Source organism: Lepagella muris (assembly GCF_004793975.1).
Taxonomy (GTDB): domain Bacteria; phylum Bacteroidota; class Bacteroidia; order Bacteroidales; family Muribaculaceae; genus Lepagella; species Lepagella muris.
Window position 1 is genome coordinate 1 of record NZ_SRYB01000022.1, and the last position, 18,749, is coordinate 18,749.

The 18,749-nt window shown below is 45.8% G+C and carries 12 protein-coding genes; 6 read left to right on the plus strand and 6 right to left on the minus strand.

What is annotated here, in order from left to right:
- Positions 1–327: 327 nt before the first annotated feature.
- The 6 genes from E5331_RS13550 to E5331_RS13575 all read left to right on the plus strand — a co-directional run bounded on the left by E5331_RS13550 (position 328) and on the right by E5331_RS13575 (position 8,806).
- Positions 328–1,425, plus strand: coding sequence for an ROK family protein (locus E5331_RS13550; RefSeq protein WP_123483271.1), 1,098 nt, complete (start codon positions 328–330; stop codon positions 1,423–1,425).
- Between the two features lie 73 nt (positions 1,426–1,498).
- Positions 1,499–3,205, plus strand: coding sequence for a sigma-70 family RNA polymerase sigma factor (locus E5331_RS13555; protein WP_123483272.1), 1,707 nt, complete (start codon positions 1,499–1,501; stop codon positions 3,203–3,205).
- A 72-nt stretch (positions 3,206–3,277) separates the two neighbouring features.
- Positions 3,278–4,954 carry a helix-turn-helix domain-containing protein gene (locus E5331_RS13560; protein ID WP_135984814.1) on the plus strand — a complete coding sequence of 559 codons (1,677 nt, stop codon included), beginning with the start codon at positions 3,278–3,280 and terminating at the stop codon, positions 4,952–4,954.
- A 168-nt stretch (positions 4,955–5,122) separates the two neighbouring features.
- Positions 5,123–7,180, plus strand: a complete 2,058-nt coding sequence (locus E5331_RS13565) for a transporter (protein WP_123483274.1) — start codon at positions 5,123–5,125, stop codon at positions 7,178–7,180.
- Between the two features lie 103 nt (positions 7,181–7,283).
- The gene (locus tag E5331_RS13570; RefSeq protein ID WP_123483275.1) at positions 7,284–7,748 is read left to right on the plus strand and encodes a radical SAM-associated putative lipoprotein; all 465 of its coding nucleotides are present in this window, start codon (positions 7,284–7,286) and stop codon (positions 7,746–7,748) included.
- Complete coding sequence (locus E5331_RS13575; RefSeq protein ID WP_123483276.1) at positions 7,745–8,806, plus strand: TIGR04133 family radical SAM/SPASM protein; 1,062 nt, start codon at positions 7,745–7,747, stop codon at positions 8,804–8,806. Before E5331_RS13570 ends, E5331_RS13575 begins: the two co-directional genes overlap by 4 nt.
- A gap of 219 nt (positions 8,807–9,025) precedes the next feature.
- On the opposite strand, the gene E5331_RS13580 is transcribed toward E5331_RS13575, so the two are convergent.
- From E5331_RS13580 to E5331_RS13605, 6 genes are all read right to left on the minus strand, one after another.
- The gene (locus E5331_RS13580) at positions 9,026–10,633 is read right to left on the minus strand and encodes a hypothetical protein (RefSeq protein ID WP_123483277.1); all 1,608 of its coding nucleotides are present in this window, start codon (positions 10,631–10,633) and stop codon (positions 9,026–9,028) included.
- Position 10,634: 1 nt separating this feature from the next.
- The gene (locus E5331_RS13585) at positions 10,635–11,669 is read right to left on the minus strand and encodes an HlyD family secretion protein (protein ID WP_123483278.1); all 1,035 of its coding nucleotides are present in this window, start codon (positions 11,667–11,669) and stop codon (positions 10,635–10,637) included.
- Entirely contained in the window at positions 11,666–12,985 is a 1,320-nt protein-coding gene (locus E5331_RS13590) for a TolC family protein (protein ID WP_123483279.1), read from the minus strand. The genes E5331_RS13585 and E5331_RS13590 overlap by 4 nt, the downstream gene beginning before the upstream one ends.
- Before the next feature lie 504 nt (positions 12,986–13,489).
- On the minus strand, positions 13,490–14,884 hold the full coding sequence (locus tag E5331_RS13595) for an alpha-amylase family glycosyl hydrolase (RefSeq protein ID WP_168355237.1): 1,395 nt from the start codon (positions 14,882–14,884) through the stop codon (positions 13,490–13,492).
- A gap of 190 nt (positions 14,885–15,074) precedes the next feature.
- A complete protein-coding gene (locus tag E5331_RS13600) occupies positions 15,075–17,837 on the minus strand; it encodes a DEAD/DEAH box helicase (RefSeq protein ID WP_123483281.1) in 2,763 nt (920 codons plus the stop codon).
- Between the two features lie 107 nt (positions 17,838–17,944).
- Positions 17,945–18,433: a hypothetical protein gene (locus E5331_RS13605; protein ID WP_135984812.1), complete on the minus strand. Its 489-nt coding sequence runs from the start codon at positions 18,431–18,433 to the stop codon at positions 17,945–17,947.
- Positions 18,434–18,749: the final 316 nt, after the last annotated feature.

The window sequence follows — 18,749 nt, forward strand, 5'->3', positions numbered from 1 at the left end:
TTAAACTATAAACTTTAAACCACTGAAGTGCAGCTTGCGAAACTTCAGTAATTAAGTATAGGTTGCAAACGGATGAGTATTTCATCCATAGATATAACCGACAATTTATATCAAATGTTTTATTATTTTAGTGCTGTCGATCATGGGGAAATTTAGAGTTGTGTATATGTAAATGGCAGGGATGAATACATTTTTTGAGTGTGACAGTGTTTTTTTGTGCCGGATGAGGCATATTTATACCTTTTTGGCGTTATTTAAGACAGTGTTTTGAACTTTTATATCTAATTTTGCAGAACATCATGAAAACTTTAATTTAACAGCATAAATATGTATCAGGACGATAAACGAATTGTGATCACCCTTGATGCGGGTGGTACAAACTTTGTGTTCGGCGCGATGAGAGGCAACCGTTTCATCGGAGAGACGATCACTTATCCTTCAAACTCAGACGATCTCGACAAGTGCCTTCAGACTATGATCGGAGGTTTCCGTGAGGTGATATCATCACTCCCGCAGCTCCCTGTGGCAATCAGTTTCGCTTTCCCCGGTCCGGCGGATTATGCGCGTGGCGTGATCGGCGGTTTCCTTCCCAACTTCCCCTCATTCCGTAACGGTGTGGCTCTCGGCCCGATGCTTGAGAGGGTGTTCGGCATCCCCGTATTCATCAACAATGACGGCGATCTCTTCGCTTTGGGTGAGGCTCATGAAGGTATCCTCCCGCAGGTGAATGCGAGAATCAAGGCTATCGGTGGCACTCGTGAATATACCAATCTTCTCGGCTATACATTCGGAACAGGTTTCGGCATCGGTTCTGTCATCGACAATAAGCTGAACCGTGGCAACAATTCATGTATCGAGACGTTCTGCCTGCGCAACCGTCATAACCCTGATGTGATATGCGAGGAGAGTGTCGCAATACGTGCCGTGCAGCGCGAGTATGCCCGTCTTTCAGGCAATGACGAGGTTCTGACTCCGAAGGATATCTGCGAGATAGCCGACGGTAAGAAGGAGGGTAATCAGGAGGCTGCGAAGGAGGCATTCCGTCTCTTCGGACAGGCAGCCGGCGATGCGATAGCCACAGCTGTATCATTGACCGACTCACTCGTGGTGATCGGCGGTGGTGTCACAGGTGCTGCACATCATATCATGCCCGCACTTCTTAAGGAGATGCGTTCTACACTCTCTACTTACAAGGGCGAGACAGTAGGTCGTGTTCAGATGAACGTCTACGACCTTGATAACGAAGATGAATTCCGTCAGTTCGCACGCGGTTCCGAAGTAGAGCTCCCGATCTATGGTTTCGACGAGACAGTCACCTACAGTCCGGTCAAGACAACAGGCGTGGCGATCTCGCGTCTCGGCGCGAGCGAGGCAATCTCAATCGGAGCCTACGTCTTCGCCCTCTCCCAGATCGACAGAAAGTAAGAGAGAATAGCAGCCCAAATTTAGACAATCCTGTAATGACCATCGGCAGTTTCGCCGATGGTCATTTTTCATAATGAAAAAATTTTTTGTGGGCGATGCAGTATTTTCGGGATTTTTGTATCTTTATATTGTGAACCGTATTGATAACCGGAAAATATTGATAGATAACCGTAGTCTGCTGGAGGAATGTAGGCGGGGGGATCGGGAGGCTCTTAGTCTCCTGTACACCAGATTCGCACCCAAGATGCTGGGCGTGATACGCCGTTTTGTGCCCGACGGCGAGGATGCTGAGGATATATTGCATGATGGGTTTATCGTGGCGATGACCCGTCTTGACCAATTGCGGGATCCGGATTACATAGAGCGTTGGCTTGCCACGATAATGAGAAATCTGGCTTTACGTTTCCTGCATGAGCAGGACATATCAACAATGCTTGATGAGATGCCGGAAATGATGGATTCCCCGGAATTGGATGGATTCATCGACCTCGACACTCTGGAATCTCTTATAAAAAAACTTCCCGACGGTTATCAGAAAGTATTCCGATTGGCTGTACTTGAGAATAAATCGCATAAGGAGATCGGGAAAATACTCGGGATCGCACCTAATTCATCATCCTCGCAACTTTTCCATGCCCGGAAGATGATGCAGAAGCTCATAACGGAATATCGTCTGCAAACGGGCATCTTTGTAATTACCGGAGTGATTGCTACTGGTGTGTTGCTGTTGTGGCGCGGGGCGGATGGCGGAAGCGTATCGGTAAATGAAGCATTGTTGAGCGAAATCCCGGTCGTTATGCCTGTTGATTCCGTGCTGATACCGGTCGATTCTGTTAATGTGAATAATGTTGCCGTTAAAAATAATGCAGTCGGTTTGCAGACTAAGGTGTTGCAGAATAAAAATCATGGATTTGATAAGGAGCAGATTGCAGTCGTTCCGGATATTTCGGAAGCGGTGAATGATTCACTCCCTCCGGTAATGCAAGAGAGGGTTGCGGAGAACACGGACTCCGCAGTCATAGAGTTGCCACGTGTGGATGAATATGTGCCAACGTATGCATATAATGCCGAACCTGTTATTACAAGCCCCTCCGCTAATGGATGGTCATTCGGGGTCAGTGTTGATGCCGGTATTGCCGATTTCAAAAATGGGATTGGCGATTATGATTATGAGATGAATCTGCCAACACTTCCTCCGGATTATCTCGATCCTGATAAGGGTGATAAAGAGGAGAATGGGAATCTGCGGACCAGGGGAAGACTGATTACGATGAAGGATTACAAGGATGCCGCTCACCATAATTATATGCCGATATCCGTGTCTCTGAAGGTAAGGAAGCGGTTTACGAAAAATTTGGGATTGGAGACAGGGCTTAACTATACTTATCTTCATACAAAGTTTGAAGGCGACGGTTCAGAGAGCCATTGCCATTGGCATTATTTGGGTATTCCGTTAAAAATGACGTTCTCCACATTCTCGTTGGGGAAGATGCGGCAATATGTGTCGGCAGGTGGAGAATTCAGCCTTCCGATATATTCCAATGCAGTGGTTACAACCACGACCGGAACGCCTGAATTTGTCAAAGGAGGGTTCAAGTCAAATCCTGTGTGGTCGGTATCTGTCGGCTATGGCATATCATTCCGTGTGTCGGATAAGGTGGACGTATTTGTTGAGCCGACATTGCAATACCGCTTCCCCCATAATTACAGCGTGCCCAATAGTTGGACAGACAATGAATTCGGATTCTCACTACCAATCGGATTCCGTTTCAACATGTAGTCTGTTTGGTAGGAATATTTGTAAGTGTTAAATGAAAGTGTTACTTTTGTTGACAAATATTGAGTAATCCTTATGAGATTGAGTCTAATTTTGATAATGGTGCTGGTTGTCGTTTTCGGTATGATTTCCTGCGACCGCCAGCGTGCTGTGGATGAAAAGAAGCTTTCGCTTGCCGAGGAGTTGATGCCTGATAATCCTGATAGTGCCTATAAGCTGCTTAATGATATTCTTTTCCCGGAAAATATGGATGCCGGGAAGAGAGCGGGATATGCCAGACTATATGCAGAGTCAGCGAGTGCTTCCGACAAGTCGTTTAGTTCCGATACTCTTCTTAAAAGTGCTGCGGATTACTATATTTCAGTGGGAGATTCGGTTAGTGCGGCATCAAGCATGAAGTATGAGGGGATACGCCTCAGATATATTGGCGACATGCAGGGTGCGATTTCTTCGGTGGAAAAAGCGATTGAATTTGTGCCCGATTCAATCAATAGTAATAGATACAACTTGTATAATTTGTTGGTACAGATGGCTCTACTTGCAAATCTGACTGATGTGGCAAAGGAATATTCCGCGAAGATGATGGAATCCAGTGATCCGGGCGTAGCCGCCTTGGGTCATTACAACATAGGAGTGGCGTACAGTTGGGAAACCAATCGGAGTTCTGACGAGACAATCAGCGATTCGGCATTCTATCATATAGAAAAATCGGTAGAGATAGCCACAAAGGGGAATTGCGAATTATTGCATCATTATCTACGCAATTCAATCAATTATCGGCTTCCGGAGGATGAGTTGCTGAGGAGATTGAGTAGAGTGGAGGAATTGGGGAGACCATCCTCCAATGTCTATGCCGGGATTGCACAAGTTTTCTTAGCATTCCGTCAGCCTGATTCAGCGCGGGTCTATCTTGACAAGGCGGAATCTGCATATCAAGAGGAATGGAGTAAATGGGGGTTGGAATATGTGTCGATAAGGAATGAGTTGGGAGTTTTACGATCTGTATTGAATTATCTGGACGGTATGAGAGATTTCTCGGCACTCCCTGCTTCCTTCAACGATTCCGTATATTTTGCCGGAGAACGTTATAAGTTGTTGTCTGAAGATATTCTGACTAACCGTGATCGCAATAATGCGCGTGATATGGTCAGGATAAAGCGTCAGCATACACTGACAATGATAAGCGTCGTGCTGATTTTTGTCATGATCATATCGGCAGGGGGATTGCGTATGTACGCAGTCCGCAAACGCCAGAAATTAGTGGATGCCGAGGAGAAGATGGAGACACTGGAGCGGCTTCTTGCCGAGAGTGAGGGTCAGAAAGAGGGTGGAGGCAGCGCGGATGATGCACTCTTCCGGAAACTTCTGCTGCAACAGTTGGGAGTGATAAGACTGATAGCCGGCACTCCGACAGATGCCAATAAAGAGTTGTTGAGGCAGGTCTCTCGGTTGGAATGGAACGAGAAGGATTTTGAGGGGCTTCTTAATTGGACGGATCTATACCCGGTGATTGATTCTGCCTACGATTCGTTTTATACACGTCTTCAGGAAAAATATGGGGATTTACTCAACGAGCGAGAGATTCAGTTGGCGTGTCTGCTGAGGGCTGGATTCTCTACAAAGGAGATAAGCGTGGTGGTCGGGCAAAGCACTCGCACCATCTATCAGCGCAAGACGGAGATCAGAAAGAAACTGATGCTTGACGAGGGTGCCGACATAGCCCTGGAAATCACATCGCGCATCAATGGCTAATGCCGGGATAAACGCATGGAACCGCTATATAAACTTTTTGTTTTAATCTATGCTGATAACCATATAATTATAGATGCGATTGCACAAAAGATAATCAGGGATATAAAGAGAATATAACCATATCAGAGCATTAACTTTGCATCATTATTAAGGTTAAAAACTCATGATATGAAAGTGAATTTTATGATTGCAGCTACGATGCTGTGTGTGATTGAATCTGTCGCGCAGGAGGTCGTGCCGGATTCTACGGTGACAAGAGACCTGCAGGAGGTTGTGGTTGACGCTAAGTCGGCGTATACTTCCGCTGTAAAGAGCACTTATATCCCGACATCGCGACAGAAGAATACTTCACAGAATCTCGCGGAATTACTTCAGAACATGATGGTGCCTACGCTGCAGGTGAGCGGTAACAGTGTGTCTACCTCCGAGGGTATGCCGGTAGCATTATTTATCGACTGGCTTCCGGCATCTCCGCCAGAGATAGATGCCCTCAACACCCGCGACGTATTGCGTGTGGAGGTACTGGATTTTCCAGATGACCCGCGTTTCCGCAACGAGAGTCACGTGGTCAATATAATAATGAGGAGGTATGATTATGGGGGCTACGTGCGTCTGTATTCGGATAATACTTTCAACGATTTCTACCGGGGCACACAGAGCATATATGGTAAGTATACACGTGGGAAGACAGTATTCGACGTCAATGCATATAATCAGATGCGTAATGACGCCCATTCCGGCACGAGTGAGACCGGATATTTCAAATTCCCTTCCGGACTGATAGAGCGTAACCGGATTACGTCTTCATCAAAATATGAATCTGAGAATCCATCGGTGTCTGCCCGAGCTATATATGCTACTGAGAAGATGCAACTGACCCATTATCTGGATTTCGCGTACACTTCTACCCCTCACGATGATATGTCGGGACTTCTATATTACAGACCGGAAGCGTTTGACTGTGAGACCTACAACCGGCTATCTGACAGAACTGCCATGGAACCGAGATTGAGCTTGGACTATTATTTCTCACTCCCTAAGAAATGGGCATTGGAGGTGGTCACTTCCGTCAGTTATCTTCATAATGAAATCAACCGGGATTATTCATCCGGAATCAATATTGCCAACAATATGGAGGAGAATGGATGGACCTGGGTGGGGGATCTTTATTCCCAAAAACAGTTTGGTGTGCATGGGTTGCAGTTAGGGTTGTCGGGGATGTACTCCAACACACGCCTCAACTATTCGGGCGATACGGATTACAATGAGCGTCTGCGTATGTTCCTACTGGGTCCGACTCTCTTTTATTCCTACACAAAGGATAAGTTCTACGGTAGGATAGGAGGTGGTGCCATCTATTATGACAATAGGGTGGGTGATGCAAGCGACAGAAAATGTATGCCGTATGGATATTTTTCGCTGCAATATGCTTTCAGCGAGAAGTATTCATTGAGGTTTCAAGGGATCACGAAGATCCAGTGTATAGATGCCTCGATGCTTAATCCGGCAGTGGTACGTGAGAATGAGTTGATGTATTATTCCGGCAACGAGAATCTGAAAGCCTATAATGTCGGCTTGTGTGCCGTCAATTATACGTGGCTGATGTCGAATGCCTTCTCAGCCTCTGCCTACATGCAATATTATCTGGAGAATAATCATACGGTCGATTCATATCTATTGTTTGACCACGACAAGGCAATATTGCGCAGACCGGAGAATGATGGGAATTATCATAAGGCTGCGTTAGGCATGTCGTTCTCATTGAAAACGTTTGGCAACAGACTGCACTTCTCGACAGCCCCACAGTTGGCGTATCAGAATGTGGAGGGAAGATATAGCGCGGAGAATACAATGTTTATGATTAATTTAGACGTGTCATATTATTTAGGCAACTTTTACGTGAGAGGGCATTACAACAATGGCTTTCGTGGCTATTCGGGCACCTATTCTTATCGTCGGGAGAGTGATAATTATTGGCTGAAGGCAGGGTGGGGTGATAACCATTGGAATATAGGGTTGGCGGTGGCTAATCCGTTTAGGAAAAGTATGTTGGGATGTGTCACGAGGCTTGACACGGATTATTACGGATTTAATGAAAAGACGTATGACCCGACAAAGGGTATGAATTTCCTGCTGACGGCAAGCTATACGTTTAACTATGGTAAGAAAGTTGGAAGAAACGATGAGATAAATGAAGCATCCACTTCGTCGGGAGCCATCAGATAAAAAATTTTTTTTGATAGTCATGCAGTAATTCCTACTTTTGCGTATCTTATAAGTAGTGCATGGTATTAATGGCATTTATCAGAATAATTAATCAAATAATGTTATGAATCTTAAAAATTTTAATTTCATGGGTGTGGTCTCGCGTATCTGCGGAGTGCTACTGGCAGTTCTCGGTTTCGGATGTTCATCTGATAAGCCGGATGAACCGGAGATCCTGTATATGTATGGCACTCCGATAGGTGAGTTTGAGATAAAAGGGCATGTAATGTCGGAAGATGGTAAGGTTGTGGAGAAGGCAACGATGAGAGCGACAGATTCCCAATTTCCGTCAGGAATATATTCGTATGCAACCGCTTATACGGATAGTGAGGGGAATTATACGGTTGTCGGAACCGGTTTCCCTGAAAAGATGAAGGTGGTCTGTATCCCTGAAGATAACCGGCTTGAACCCGATTCTGTGGAGGTGGAACTGAAATTTATACGTGATAAGGATGATGAAAATATATGGTATATGGGAAAATCTACCGCCACGGTAGATTTTAATCTCAAGAAACGTGCAGAGGAATGAAACCGCTTTCATTTAAACAGCGCATCGCTCTTGAACTTAACCGTCCGATTAAGATTAACCGCCGGCGTGAACACATGCTCAGACAGCTTTTTTGGGAATGTACGTGGCGATGCAACCTCTCATGCCGACATTGCGGCAGCGATTGCAAGAGCAGTTCAAAGGTGGGTGATATGCCGGCGGATGATTTCATCAGGGTGGTGGAATCATTGCGCGGGCATGTCGATCCCCACAAGCTCAATATCATTATCACGGGAGGTGAACCATTGGTGCGCAATGATATAGAATATGTAGGGCGAAGGTTGTATGACATGGAATTTCCGTGGGGACTCGTGACCAACGGACTTCTTCTAAATTCCGCTCGGCTTGAAAGCCTGCGGAGAGCCGGACTGCATAACATCACCATAAGTCTTGACGGATTGGAGGAGACCCATAATTGGATGCGCAATCATCCGATGTCGTTCAAAAAGGCGATTGAGGCAATCAGGTTGGTGGCGAAAGCCGATGATCTGAATTTTGATGTGGTCACATGCGTCAATCGGAGATCGTTGCCGCAGCTTGAAGAGTTGAAGGAGCTTCTGATAGGTGCCGGAGTGAAACGTTGGCGACTCTTCACCATCTTTCCGTCCGGAAGAGCAGCGCAATACCCTGATTTCGAGCTGACAAGAGAGGATGTTGAGACTCTGATGCAGTTTATATCCGCCACGAGGAAGGAGGGGCGCATAAGATGCTCATTCTGTTGCGAAGGATTCATGGGCGGCTATGAAGGAGAGGTGAGAGACTATTTCTTTGAATGTCAGGCTGGAGTCAGTGTCGCGTCTGTGCTACTTGACGGTAGCATCGGGGCGTGTCCGAGCATACGGGCAGACTACACACAGGGCAACATCTATAAGGATGACCTGTGGGACGTATGGCAGAACCGCTACGAAGTCTATCGCGACCGGCAATGGATGCGATGCGGCGTATGTGCCGACTGCTCCTTCTGGCGATACTGCGAAGGTAACGGCATGCACCTGCGAGACTCCGATGGCAACCTCATGCACTGCCATCTCCATAAATAATGTCAATTAGCCCCACCAGCCTCATCTCCTTCTGACCAACCACCATCGCACAAAGAATCCCCGTGATGTTTGCACTAAGAAAAAAAGAAATTTATTAATTTTTAAATATTTAAAATAAAAATTTCTTTTATTTCTTTCTTTTCTTCGTGCCCTTGTATCGGTTGTATCACACCGATACAACCGATACAACCGATACAAGGGCGGGGATTGGGAATAGTCTTATTGAGTGCAGCTTCTTACAGCGATTTCCGTCTCCCTCCTGAAGATTTTTCTAATCCTCTTCCATTTCGGGAAAATAGCCATCGGTCGGATAGGGGAGTAGCTTATCAATATCAGAAATAGCGAGATGAGGGATATGATGAGAAGCAGCCCGTAGATCTCCTTCATCGAGACAACGAGAGCCTGTCGTTGCACCAATCCATAGAGGTCATGCAGTGGCATACTATAGCTTCGGAAGTCAAATAATGCAAAACCGGCACTTAAATTTGCAGCATTCTCCGCCATTGTATGACGTAGAGCTTCGCCTATCACGGCAGGTCCGAGAGTAGCCCCCATGACGGCTCCCGTAAAGCCGTTGACAGTCAATGCCTGTGGAAACACAAAGAAATGCAGCCCACTCTGCACAATCGACGTGAGGAACACAATCGATATGATGACCGATGCCATTCCACGCGTGAACAACGGAACGAACAGCATCTCCTTCTCAATGCCATAGTCTATGAAGAAATAGAAATAGGCAAGATAAATAGTGGCAAGGGCAAAGCCGATTGCCGTCATGGTCTTATATCTCCATTTCCTAAGGGCGAACGTGACGTAGGTGAACCCGCAACCTACTATGATGCCGCAAAAAACGTACCAGTTGAGATCAATGAGATTTGTTTCATCAAAGCCGAGTATGGTGGCGGCATAGCTATGTTCAAACACGTGCTCCGTAGCCATAAGAGTGAAGAATACCAAATAGATGAGCGTGGCTCTTATCACGTTGCGGTTGGTGAGTACCTGTAGCGAGATGTAGGGATGATGCAGGAACATGGCTCTCCACAGATTAATTGCGCCGCTCACGATTCCGAGAAGTGCAGCTCCTCTGATTTCCATGGCATCCCACCAATCGAAGTAGTTGCCATATACGCATATAAACGTGAAAGAGAGCATGAAGACGCTCCATAATACTGCTCCTATCCAGTCAATGCCGAGCAAGGGTATCTGAATAGGTCCCTTTACCGGCTTGATAAATATCAGTACCATGAGCATCATCAGGGCGAGAAGTGCAATCATGATCCAATGCATATACTCCCATTGCGACAGGAAAGCGGTGTAGATTGTGGCTATACCGCTCAACTGGATCACTCCGTCGACCACAAGATACACGTAGCAGAAGAATACTGCCATGTCGCGTGTCGGGGTGAGCCACAGCTGGATGGTGGAGTTGCATGCAAAGGTTGCCCACATACGGAACCAGCCCGCCACAAAACAGGTCGTCACCAACAGAGGCATGTTTGTAGTGTACGCACAGATAAGATTCGCGGCTATCAGCACCGCGCCGCATACCAGCAGGCTCACTCTGTTGGAAAAACGGAATTTCAGCCTGAACATGACGCAGAAGTTGATCGACATACCGACGAGCGACGCATAACCCGCCATTAGTATGTCTTCCTGCATCAATGCCGTGGATCCAACCATATCGGTGGCGGCAGCAAGGTACACGCCCCCTGAGAACTGAACTATCAGCACAAAGAGGATGAACAGCCAGGGTTTTAGCTTACGTGGAATATAGTCGGGCACATCGGGAATGTCGAAGGGTCCTTGATGTGCGTGCCAGTCGCCCATATCAATATCTCACTTTACATTCAACATTCATTCCGGCGTGCAGCAGATCAAGGTCTGACCGATTACTGTCGCCTGTAAACTCGATTCTCACAGGTATGCGTTGCCTAACCTTCACAAAATTCCCGGCAGAGTTATCCTGCGGTATCACCGACAATTCAGCCCCGGTAGCTGTCGATATTGATTTCACACGGGCAGCGAATACCTTGCCGGGTATTGCATCGACCGTTATCTCCACCTCACTCCCAGGATGGATATGATGCATCTGGGTCTCCTTGAAATTTGCCGCCACCCACACTTCGCCACTCTCGACGATATCCAGCAACGTCTGTCCAGGCTGCACGAGCTGTCCGGTCTGTATCTCCTTGCGAGAGGTGTAGCCGTCGCATGGGGCTGTGATCACCGTGTACGACAGATTCAGCTGTGCCGTCTCAAGCAGCGATTTTGTCAATTCTATCCCGGCGTCTGTCTGGGATAAGCGTTCGCGTGTCTCTGTCACTACGCTCGTTGTCGCCTCGCGCTGACGAGAGAGCATCTCATAGCGAGCTTTCTTCGCTTCGTAGTCAGTCTTCACACCGTCATATTGCTGACGAGTCACGGCATCCTTGCCGAGTAATGCAGAGTAGCGTTCAAGTTCGACGGCAGCATTATCCATCAGTACCTTCGCCTCCTTTATTGAAGCAGCACTTACAGCGGCATTTGCCGATGCGACACCGACGGAACGGTCTGCCACACCGCGCCCCGCAAGTGCATTCTGATAGTCGGCATTTGCCTGAGCCACGCGGAGCCGCATGTCGGCATCGTCGATAATGACCAGCGTGTCGCCTTTGCTGACCTTTTCATATTCCTTGAATCGTATCTCCTTTATATAGCCCTGTATCCTACTGTTGACCGGCACAATCTGACGTTGTATGCGGGCGTTGTCGGTAAATTCAACATTACCGAGATGCAGGAATCTTGAGCCGACCCAGACGGCGGCTCCTATTATCACGATGAGGGTTAATGCGTAGGAGAGGATTTTTTTAGTGCGATGTGTCATATCTTTCCGGAAGTGAATAGAAGTTTGTAGTAATAATAGATGATGTTTATGCGAGCGTCGATGAGTTTCTGCTCCGCATCCAGTTTGGAATTGGCGGCATCGAGAAGATCCGTGAGCAATGCCATGTCTGCCGAATATCTTGTGGTGGTGATATTGTAGTTCCGTTCGGCAAGCTCCACGCTTTTCTGCCGCGTCTTCAGGTCTTCGTATGATTCTAGATAGCGTACATAATCAGCTCTCATCCCCATTTCCACGTTCTCCCTTACGGCTGCAAGCTCATCATTGGCATGGATTGAGGCGGCATGGCTTCTGGCAATCGTTTTGTCAGTCTTATATAGGGAAGAGATGTTGTAAGATACGCCTACCCCTACATACCAGTAGCTCAGATTGCGGTTTATCGGTGGAATTTCCACGAGAATCGGACCGTCGATGTTCCATCCTGCCTGAAGGCTTATTTTCGGTAGCCGTTCCGCCTTGGCGATACGTTCGGAGGTGTGGCTGATATCCCGGCTTGATTCGGCAAGGCGTATCGCGGGAGAGCTGGCTGAGGCTTCTCCCTGCCATTCCGACTCCTGCTTCATCGGTAGAGCCTTTGACAGGATTGTGGTGTCGGGAAGCACGGTAATATCCGCCGGGAATCCGGCTATAGTCACGAGATTATGGTTGAGTATATCGATCGTATTATTGATTCGGGTAAGCTGTAGCTCAAGATTAGATACAAGCAGTTCATAGCGAGTGATGTCGTTCTGCAAGGCTGTGCCATGCTCGTGGCGTGCCGTCATTTCAGAAAGCACTGTCCTTGCCTGCGAGATGTTTTTATCCACCACGTCGCGCAGATTCATATATTTGTAGATGTCGAGGTAGTCGCCTACAAGGTTGAACCTGATATTATCGCGTTGCAGTTCGGTGGCGAACCTTGAGGCGGTAAGTCTGTGCTCCGCCATTTCGATCCCTGCTGTTATCGCGCCTCCTGTATATACAGGTTGCGACACGTTGATGGATAGCCCGCTTCCGAAATGCGGTATCGGAGCCTTCTGATAATCGGAGAGATCCCTCCGGGTGGTGAAGCCGTCGCCAATGTAGTTTAATGACAGGTTGGCGTTTATATCCGGCAATCGTCCGGCTTTGGCTACTCTTACGTCTTGCCGCGCCACTTCCTCGCTTGAGAATGACGGGCGTAGCTGCCGGCTGTGGTTCTCGGCAGCTGCAAACAGCTCTTCCGGCGACATGACGACAGCAGATTGAGCGGATGCACAGATAGCATGCCCCGCCAATGCTGACGCAAACAGCACCGTGAGCAATCGTGGATTGTTCATGTATGAAAAAATAGAGTGGAAAATTATGATATTAGCCGGCAATTCAGCAGTCCGGCAGACAGAGATATTCCTTGAATATCATAGAATCAGGATAGAGCGCACAATCACTGCGTACTCTTCCAATTCTCCATGAATGAGCAGTTGCGAACTTTTGCTTTTGAGCTTACTTGATATGCATTATTTGTATTCATTTCATCCCGCTCTTTGTGAACGGCACTGCAAAGTTACAAAAAAAATTCAGTAATTCAATCCCAATCCAATAGTCATAGTAACGAAAAAACATTTCCTGCTTCTCCTGATAATATCTCGCATCACTGATTACCAAATGATATGGCAAATGTATTTCGTGTACCCTTCCGCGTAGGGTGTATCGGGAGTATCGGGTGCATTGCACCCGATACTCCCGATAGGCTCCGATATAATGGAGATGTTTGGGAATGTTGGGTAAATTTGTCACAATTCACTTCACTTATCCCGAAAAAATAAGAGAGGAGGCAAAAGGTGTCAGCTGATGCGCAGTAGCTCGGGGACGTAGGCTTTCACTTCGACGGGATAGGGGATGCCGGGAATAATCTCGGTGGTGTCGTGGTCGGAGAAGATCATGACCGCCTTGTTGTCGCTATCCGTGTCGGTCTTTGTAACCACGAGAACCTCGGCATCACCGTTGCGGTAACGGTTGAACTCCTGTGTACCTCGCCACATTGCCGGATTCTCCTTGCGGAAGTTGATTACTTTTGCCACGTAGTTGTAGACTCTTGCCGAACGTTCATCGTCAGCCATTATGTGTCCCGACGTTCGTGCGGCATTGTCGGGCTGTGCACCGTCGTCGTCACGGCTGAGGTCGGCAAATTCATCGCCGTAGTAAAGGGTGACGGGTCCGGGATAGCCGGCAAGTATGGCAAAACGGGTCTTCACATTTATCTCATCATCGTTGTCGTAGAAATGGTCGGCTACTCGGAATCCGTCGTGATTGCTTACGAAAAGGTTGGGAAGCACATCATCAGAGCAATATCCGCGTGAGGTGGGGCTGGAGTATACGTGGATCACGTCATCCCATCCGTTGTTGAGACCACCGTCAGACAGGTCTCCCATCGGTCCGCTGATGAGTGTCTTCCCATCAAAATCAAAGGCGCTCGTCAATCCGCCGTCGCGATATACTCGTGCGCTTATCCCTGCGGCATCGCTCCAGTCTTCTCCTACCATGTAGCCGAGCACGCCCCATTGTTTCCCTTCATTGCGCCGACGGTCGCACACTTCCCGTATGGCATCGCGAATCTCCACCCAGTAATTATGCCCATCCTGACAGAGCTGGTATGCCTGGTCGAAACGCCATCCGTCAATCTCAAACTTGTCGATCCAATATGTCGCCACCTCCTTGAAATATTCCAGGGATTCGGGGTATTTCACGTTGCCCTCGCCCCCTTCCTCCCCTCGTTCGCTAAGGGTAGGGGTGGAGTCAATGATGTGTCCCGATGGTGACGGCTTCTCGACCCCTCCGTGATGACCGAACACCCCGTCAAGAAATACATACATACCTTTCTCGTGCGCTTTGTTTACAAGTTCACGCAGGTCATCCTCAGTGCCGAAATGTGGGTCAATGGCAAAATAATCTTTTGCGAAATAACCGGAAGCCTGAAGTTTCTCACCACCGAAGGCACCTCGGCTATCAAATATGGGGGTAAGCCAGATGGCATTTGCTCCGATGGAAGCGATATGGTCAAGAGCCTCAATGACGCCTTGAAGATTACCATCCTTTGTATTGTTGTCAGGTCCCCACATCTTACTATACCCCTTTGCCCCTTCGGGAGAATGGATGAAAGAGCCCACCATCACCTGATAGATGGTGAGCCCCCGCCAGTCGGCAGTCGGGTTAATGTTGTTATCCGTTGTGTTTTCCATAGAATGAATTTTGAAAAAAGAGTATTGAACAATCACATAATGATGATAAACATCCTCTACCACGGAATGGTTCGTAGCCGTCCTGCCCCTCATTTTCTTCGGATGAAATCTCGCATTTTAAAACGGATGCAGACATACGATGAATCAATACGCTTCCGTCAAATGATAAGACGGAAGCGTATGATGCAGATTAGAATGGATTATTGAGGGATTCCAGCTTATCTTGTAGCAGCCGGCATGCCTTGTCCTTACGATTATTCTCAAGGCATTTTTTGCTCCCGAAAATTATGAAATGGTCTTTGGCTCGCGATACTGCCACATTCATAAGTTCATGATTGCTCTTGATGAAAGTGGGATTATCGTTTGCTCCATATACAAGGGAAAATATCACTATCGGACTCTCGGCTCCTTGGAAAGTGTGAACTGTACCACTTTGGAACTTTTTCAGATATTCGTCTTCTTTTATCTTAAGACTTTGTGCTTTAAATGGCGTGATGATACTGACAAGTTCCTGTATCCTTTTGTTGTATATACCTTCAATTTTCTTTTCATTTTGCGCAAGCCATTCTGAAATGGCATCTATCTCTTTTTGATTGATGCGGCTGCCGCTTTTGAGCTCACTGTTGCTTTCCACTATATAGATTCCAAGTGGGGGAAGATTACTACCCTTCTTTGTATTACTTCCACGCTTAGGAACAAGTTCTCCGCAATAAATCAATTTATTACAGTAATCAATTATCTCATCTACGCAACGCCTGTGCTCATTAAGAAAAAGACCGGGTTCTTTTTTACCTGATTGCGTGATTCTCTCATAATTACACCTATTCTCTGATATTGCCATTACATTCGAACGACAACATGAAAGGATGTCTCTTTCCGTATCCTTCATTTCAGGATTGACCCTATTCGACCAATAAGTCTCTTCCGAACATTCCGGTACACTATACACAGGAGGAATCTGCTTCACATCCCCGACTACAAGAGCCTTCTTGGCAAGGGCAAAAGTCGGAAGCCCAATCTCCGGACTTACCTGACCTGCCTCATCAACAATAAGAAGGTCTGCCAATTCGAAATTATATCTCAGGCGATCTTTTGATTTAAATTCAAATAATTTTGGAGCTCTGTAGAAAGTGGCTATCACACACGGACAAATATACTTTATCTCATTCCATAAATACTTGCCATATACCTCTCTTGGTTCATTATCCTTATTGCTTTTATTTTTAAGTAGTATAATCCACCTACATTCATTGTAATGCACGGCGAGCCAGTAAAGATCGAAGCGAAGAGTCAAGTCGAGTAAACGGTCAAGTGATTCCCGATCATCTCTTACAGATTCCGGGTTATCTTTATAAAGTGTCTCAAACCTTTTGACAGATTCTCTCGTATTATATTCAAGAAACAAACTGTCTATGATATTCTTCACATAGGCAGAAGAGGTAGCTTTATGCTCTATCTGAGCACTTATATAGGCGATTTTTTTATGGAGTTTGCCAATCCTATATTTTAGCTCGGCGAGTATGGCTCCGATTATTTCTTTATCACTGTTCCCTTTCCCTATTTCTATCTTTTTATATTCAAATATTTCGTCTTTCCACAATGCACGTATGGCTCTGTTGCAGAAATCAGATGAATCGGTCGCATATTTTTTTCGCAAGCATTTGTAATCATCACCACCTTTCATGCCGGTGACGAAATATTGTGAAATCCTTTTTCTGCCGGCATAAGCTGAAGGACAATACACCGCCATCGGCACAAATCTTTTGCGCTTGTCTGACTCATAACACAGCCATCTGTGGAACATATCCACCTTCGACGTGTCGTCATCCTCGTTGCCGAAGGCATCTATTATATTCGTTATAGCTTTATTATTGGCTGAAGATGCAAGGATAAGTGGGGCACTATAAGATTCTTCATCATTTATGTCGCCGTCCACATAATGGTTGACCACCATTCTAACCACCATATCTGCTACAATGCTTTGCAACATGGTAGTCTTGCCTGTACCCGGAGGTCCGGAAACCGCAAGAACATCCCCATTCCCTAAGATAGAGGCGCAATGCACCGCATCACGTTGTGCATCTGCCAGAGGGAAATCAGCCTTCATCTGCCCAAGATGATTCTTAAGGTTTTCTCCTGTTTTGTGCTCATTCAGAATCTTTCTCTTCTCGTTCCCAAGAATCATTTTTTCAAAAAGAGGTAATTTCTCATCTCTTTTATTCTCGATTACATGAAGTAGACTCTCGATATTTTTACTGGCAAACACTACATCGTCTTTCATTACAATTGTTTGCCGTAGATGATCGTCCATATACAAATTATGGGAATTACCATACTCATCAGAGAGTTTATCTGAATTGAAAAGGCTTTTGCCGGTGCGTTTCTCAAAATGTTTGTCAACTCCGGTAATATACTGATCCCAGTTTTCTTCTCCACATTCCAACGGAGCATTCTTAAACCTGAACTTTACCATTTCACCCTGTGAATCTTTCCTGAATATTTTATAGAACAATTCACGAAAGAACTCCACGAATATATTATCTGCACTTTTCACCAATGGGTCAGCCCAGACCAGACTCTCTCCTGTCTTATTCCTTATCTCGAAGGATTTCCTGTCTAAGGTAGCTTTTATATACAGAAGGCTGATTTTCTTATATTCCCATACCTGATTTGCATCCTTTGTTTTAGTTGGAGTATATTTGGGCTCCATATCAACGACGATTTTGGGAATCAGGATGATTTCTAAAAGATTATCATCATCATCTTTTTTATCTTCAGAAGACCACTTTTCAGCCAATCTCAGTCGGGTATCATCTTTCTTAAGTTTTCCCGTTTTCAGTTCCTCATCAGAGATAGTGAAATAGGAATCATTATCGTCAGGAACCTCGATATAATTCCTAAAGGTCAATACATCACGGAAATAACGACAGATTTCAGCTGCTTTAGTAGTCATTGCATTAAGATGTTTAGTGTTTGGGAAAAGATGTTCAGTAATTTTATACTCATTTCAGAGAAAACATGGGAAATAAAAATGGTGGTTCGCGCAATCATCACAAACAATTATAAATCGGAGACACATCGTTCGTAGTCGTCAATTTTTCCATCAACGATTTTTATACGAGTCATACCGGACCATCCCATATCCAAGTACGATACGACATACCATCCATCGCCAATAGACTCTATTCTGCGGATATTTGATACATCTTCCGAATTTGGCTTAGAATCCTGTTCTTGCGTTCTCAATGCATAGTAAGCGTAACATGGTCCTCTGTCACAATCAAATTCATAGTCGTGCTGAAGTTTTTTCAATGCGTTGGTTGTGAAATAATCCGTTGGATTATCATTACCCTCAGCATCAATCGCAAATACGAACTTATCATAAACACGATTAATCAGTACGGAATCAGCCGAATTTTCAACAATTGTATCATTAACTGTTACATTCTCTGTAATTTGCTCCACACCTGTTTCAGCACTTGTATTTGTTCCACATGCTATAAAACATGTGAGTAAAAAAACATATCCGAAATATTTATATCCGATCATTCTTTTGATAGTTAGATATTTCTACTTCAATAATTGACGCTCTTATGAGGCTGGGAGAGGCTGTTTTGCCATCTCTGTACCAAATTCTTTGCAAAAATCATCTACATGCAAAAGATTTCGCTAACTTTATCCATGATAATCATGATATGTGCTTTATTGTTTGGTGCCTCTAAATTATTAAATGTCATTGATATCACCAAACGAAACGGCAACTTTTTTAAGCGTCTATTCCAATTTCCAGGTCTCTTTTATCCCGAAGTTGTGTAAATAATTCTTTGTTTATCCGATTGAATGTCTTTGGTTTATGAGATATTTC

Coding starts and splice junctions, on each gene's coding strand:
- E5331_RS13585 (WP_123483278.1), bottom strand. CDS start 11,669: ATGACACATCGCACTAAAAAAATCCTCTCCTACGCATTAACCCTCATC.
- E5331_RS13560 (WP_135984814.1), top strand. CDS start 3,278: ATGAGATTGAGTCTAATTTTGATAATGGTGCTGGTTGTCGTTTTCGGT.
- E5331_RS13595 (WP_168355237.1), bottom strand. CDS start 14,884: ATGGAAAACACAACGGATAACAACATTAACCCGACTGCCGACTGGCGG.
- E5331_RS13570 (WP_123483275.1), top strand. CDS start 7,284: ATGAATCTTAAAAATTTTAATTTCATGGGTGTGGTCTCGCGTATCTGC.
- E5331_RS13575 (WP_123483276.1), top strand. CDS start 7,745: ATGAAACCGCTTTCATTTAAACAGCGCATCGCTCTTGAACTTAACCGT.
- E5331_RS13580 (WP_123483277.1), bottom strand. CDS start 10,633: ATGGGCGACTGGCACGCACATCAAGGACCCTTCGACATTCCCGATGTG.
- E5331_RS13565 (WP_123483274.1), top strand. CDS start 5,123: ATGAAAGTGAATTTTATGATTGCAGCTACGATGCTGTGTGTGATTGAA.
- E5331_RS13605 (WP_135984812.1), bottom strand. CDS start 18,433: ATGATCGGATATAAATATTTCGGATATGTTTTTTTACTCACATGTTTT.
- E5331_RS13600 (WP_123483281.1), bottom strand. CDS start 17,837: ATGACTACTAAAGCAGCTGAAATCTGTCGTTATTTCCGTGATGTATTG.
- E5331_RS13590 (WP_123483279.1), bottom strand. CDS start 12,985: ATGAACAATCCACGATTGCTCACGGTGCTGTTTGCGTCAGCATTGGCG.
- E5331_RS13550 (WP_123483271.1), top strand. CDS start 328: ATGTATCAGGACGATAAACGAATTGTGATCACCCTTGATGCGGGTGGT.
- E5331_RS13555 (WP_123483272.1), top strand. CDS start 1,499: ATGAAAAAATTTTTTGTGGGCGATGCAGTATTTTCGGGATTTTTGTAT.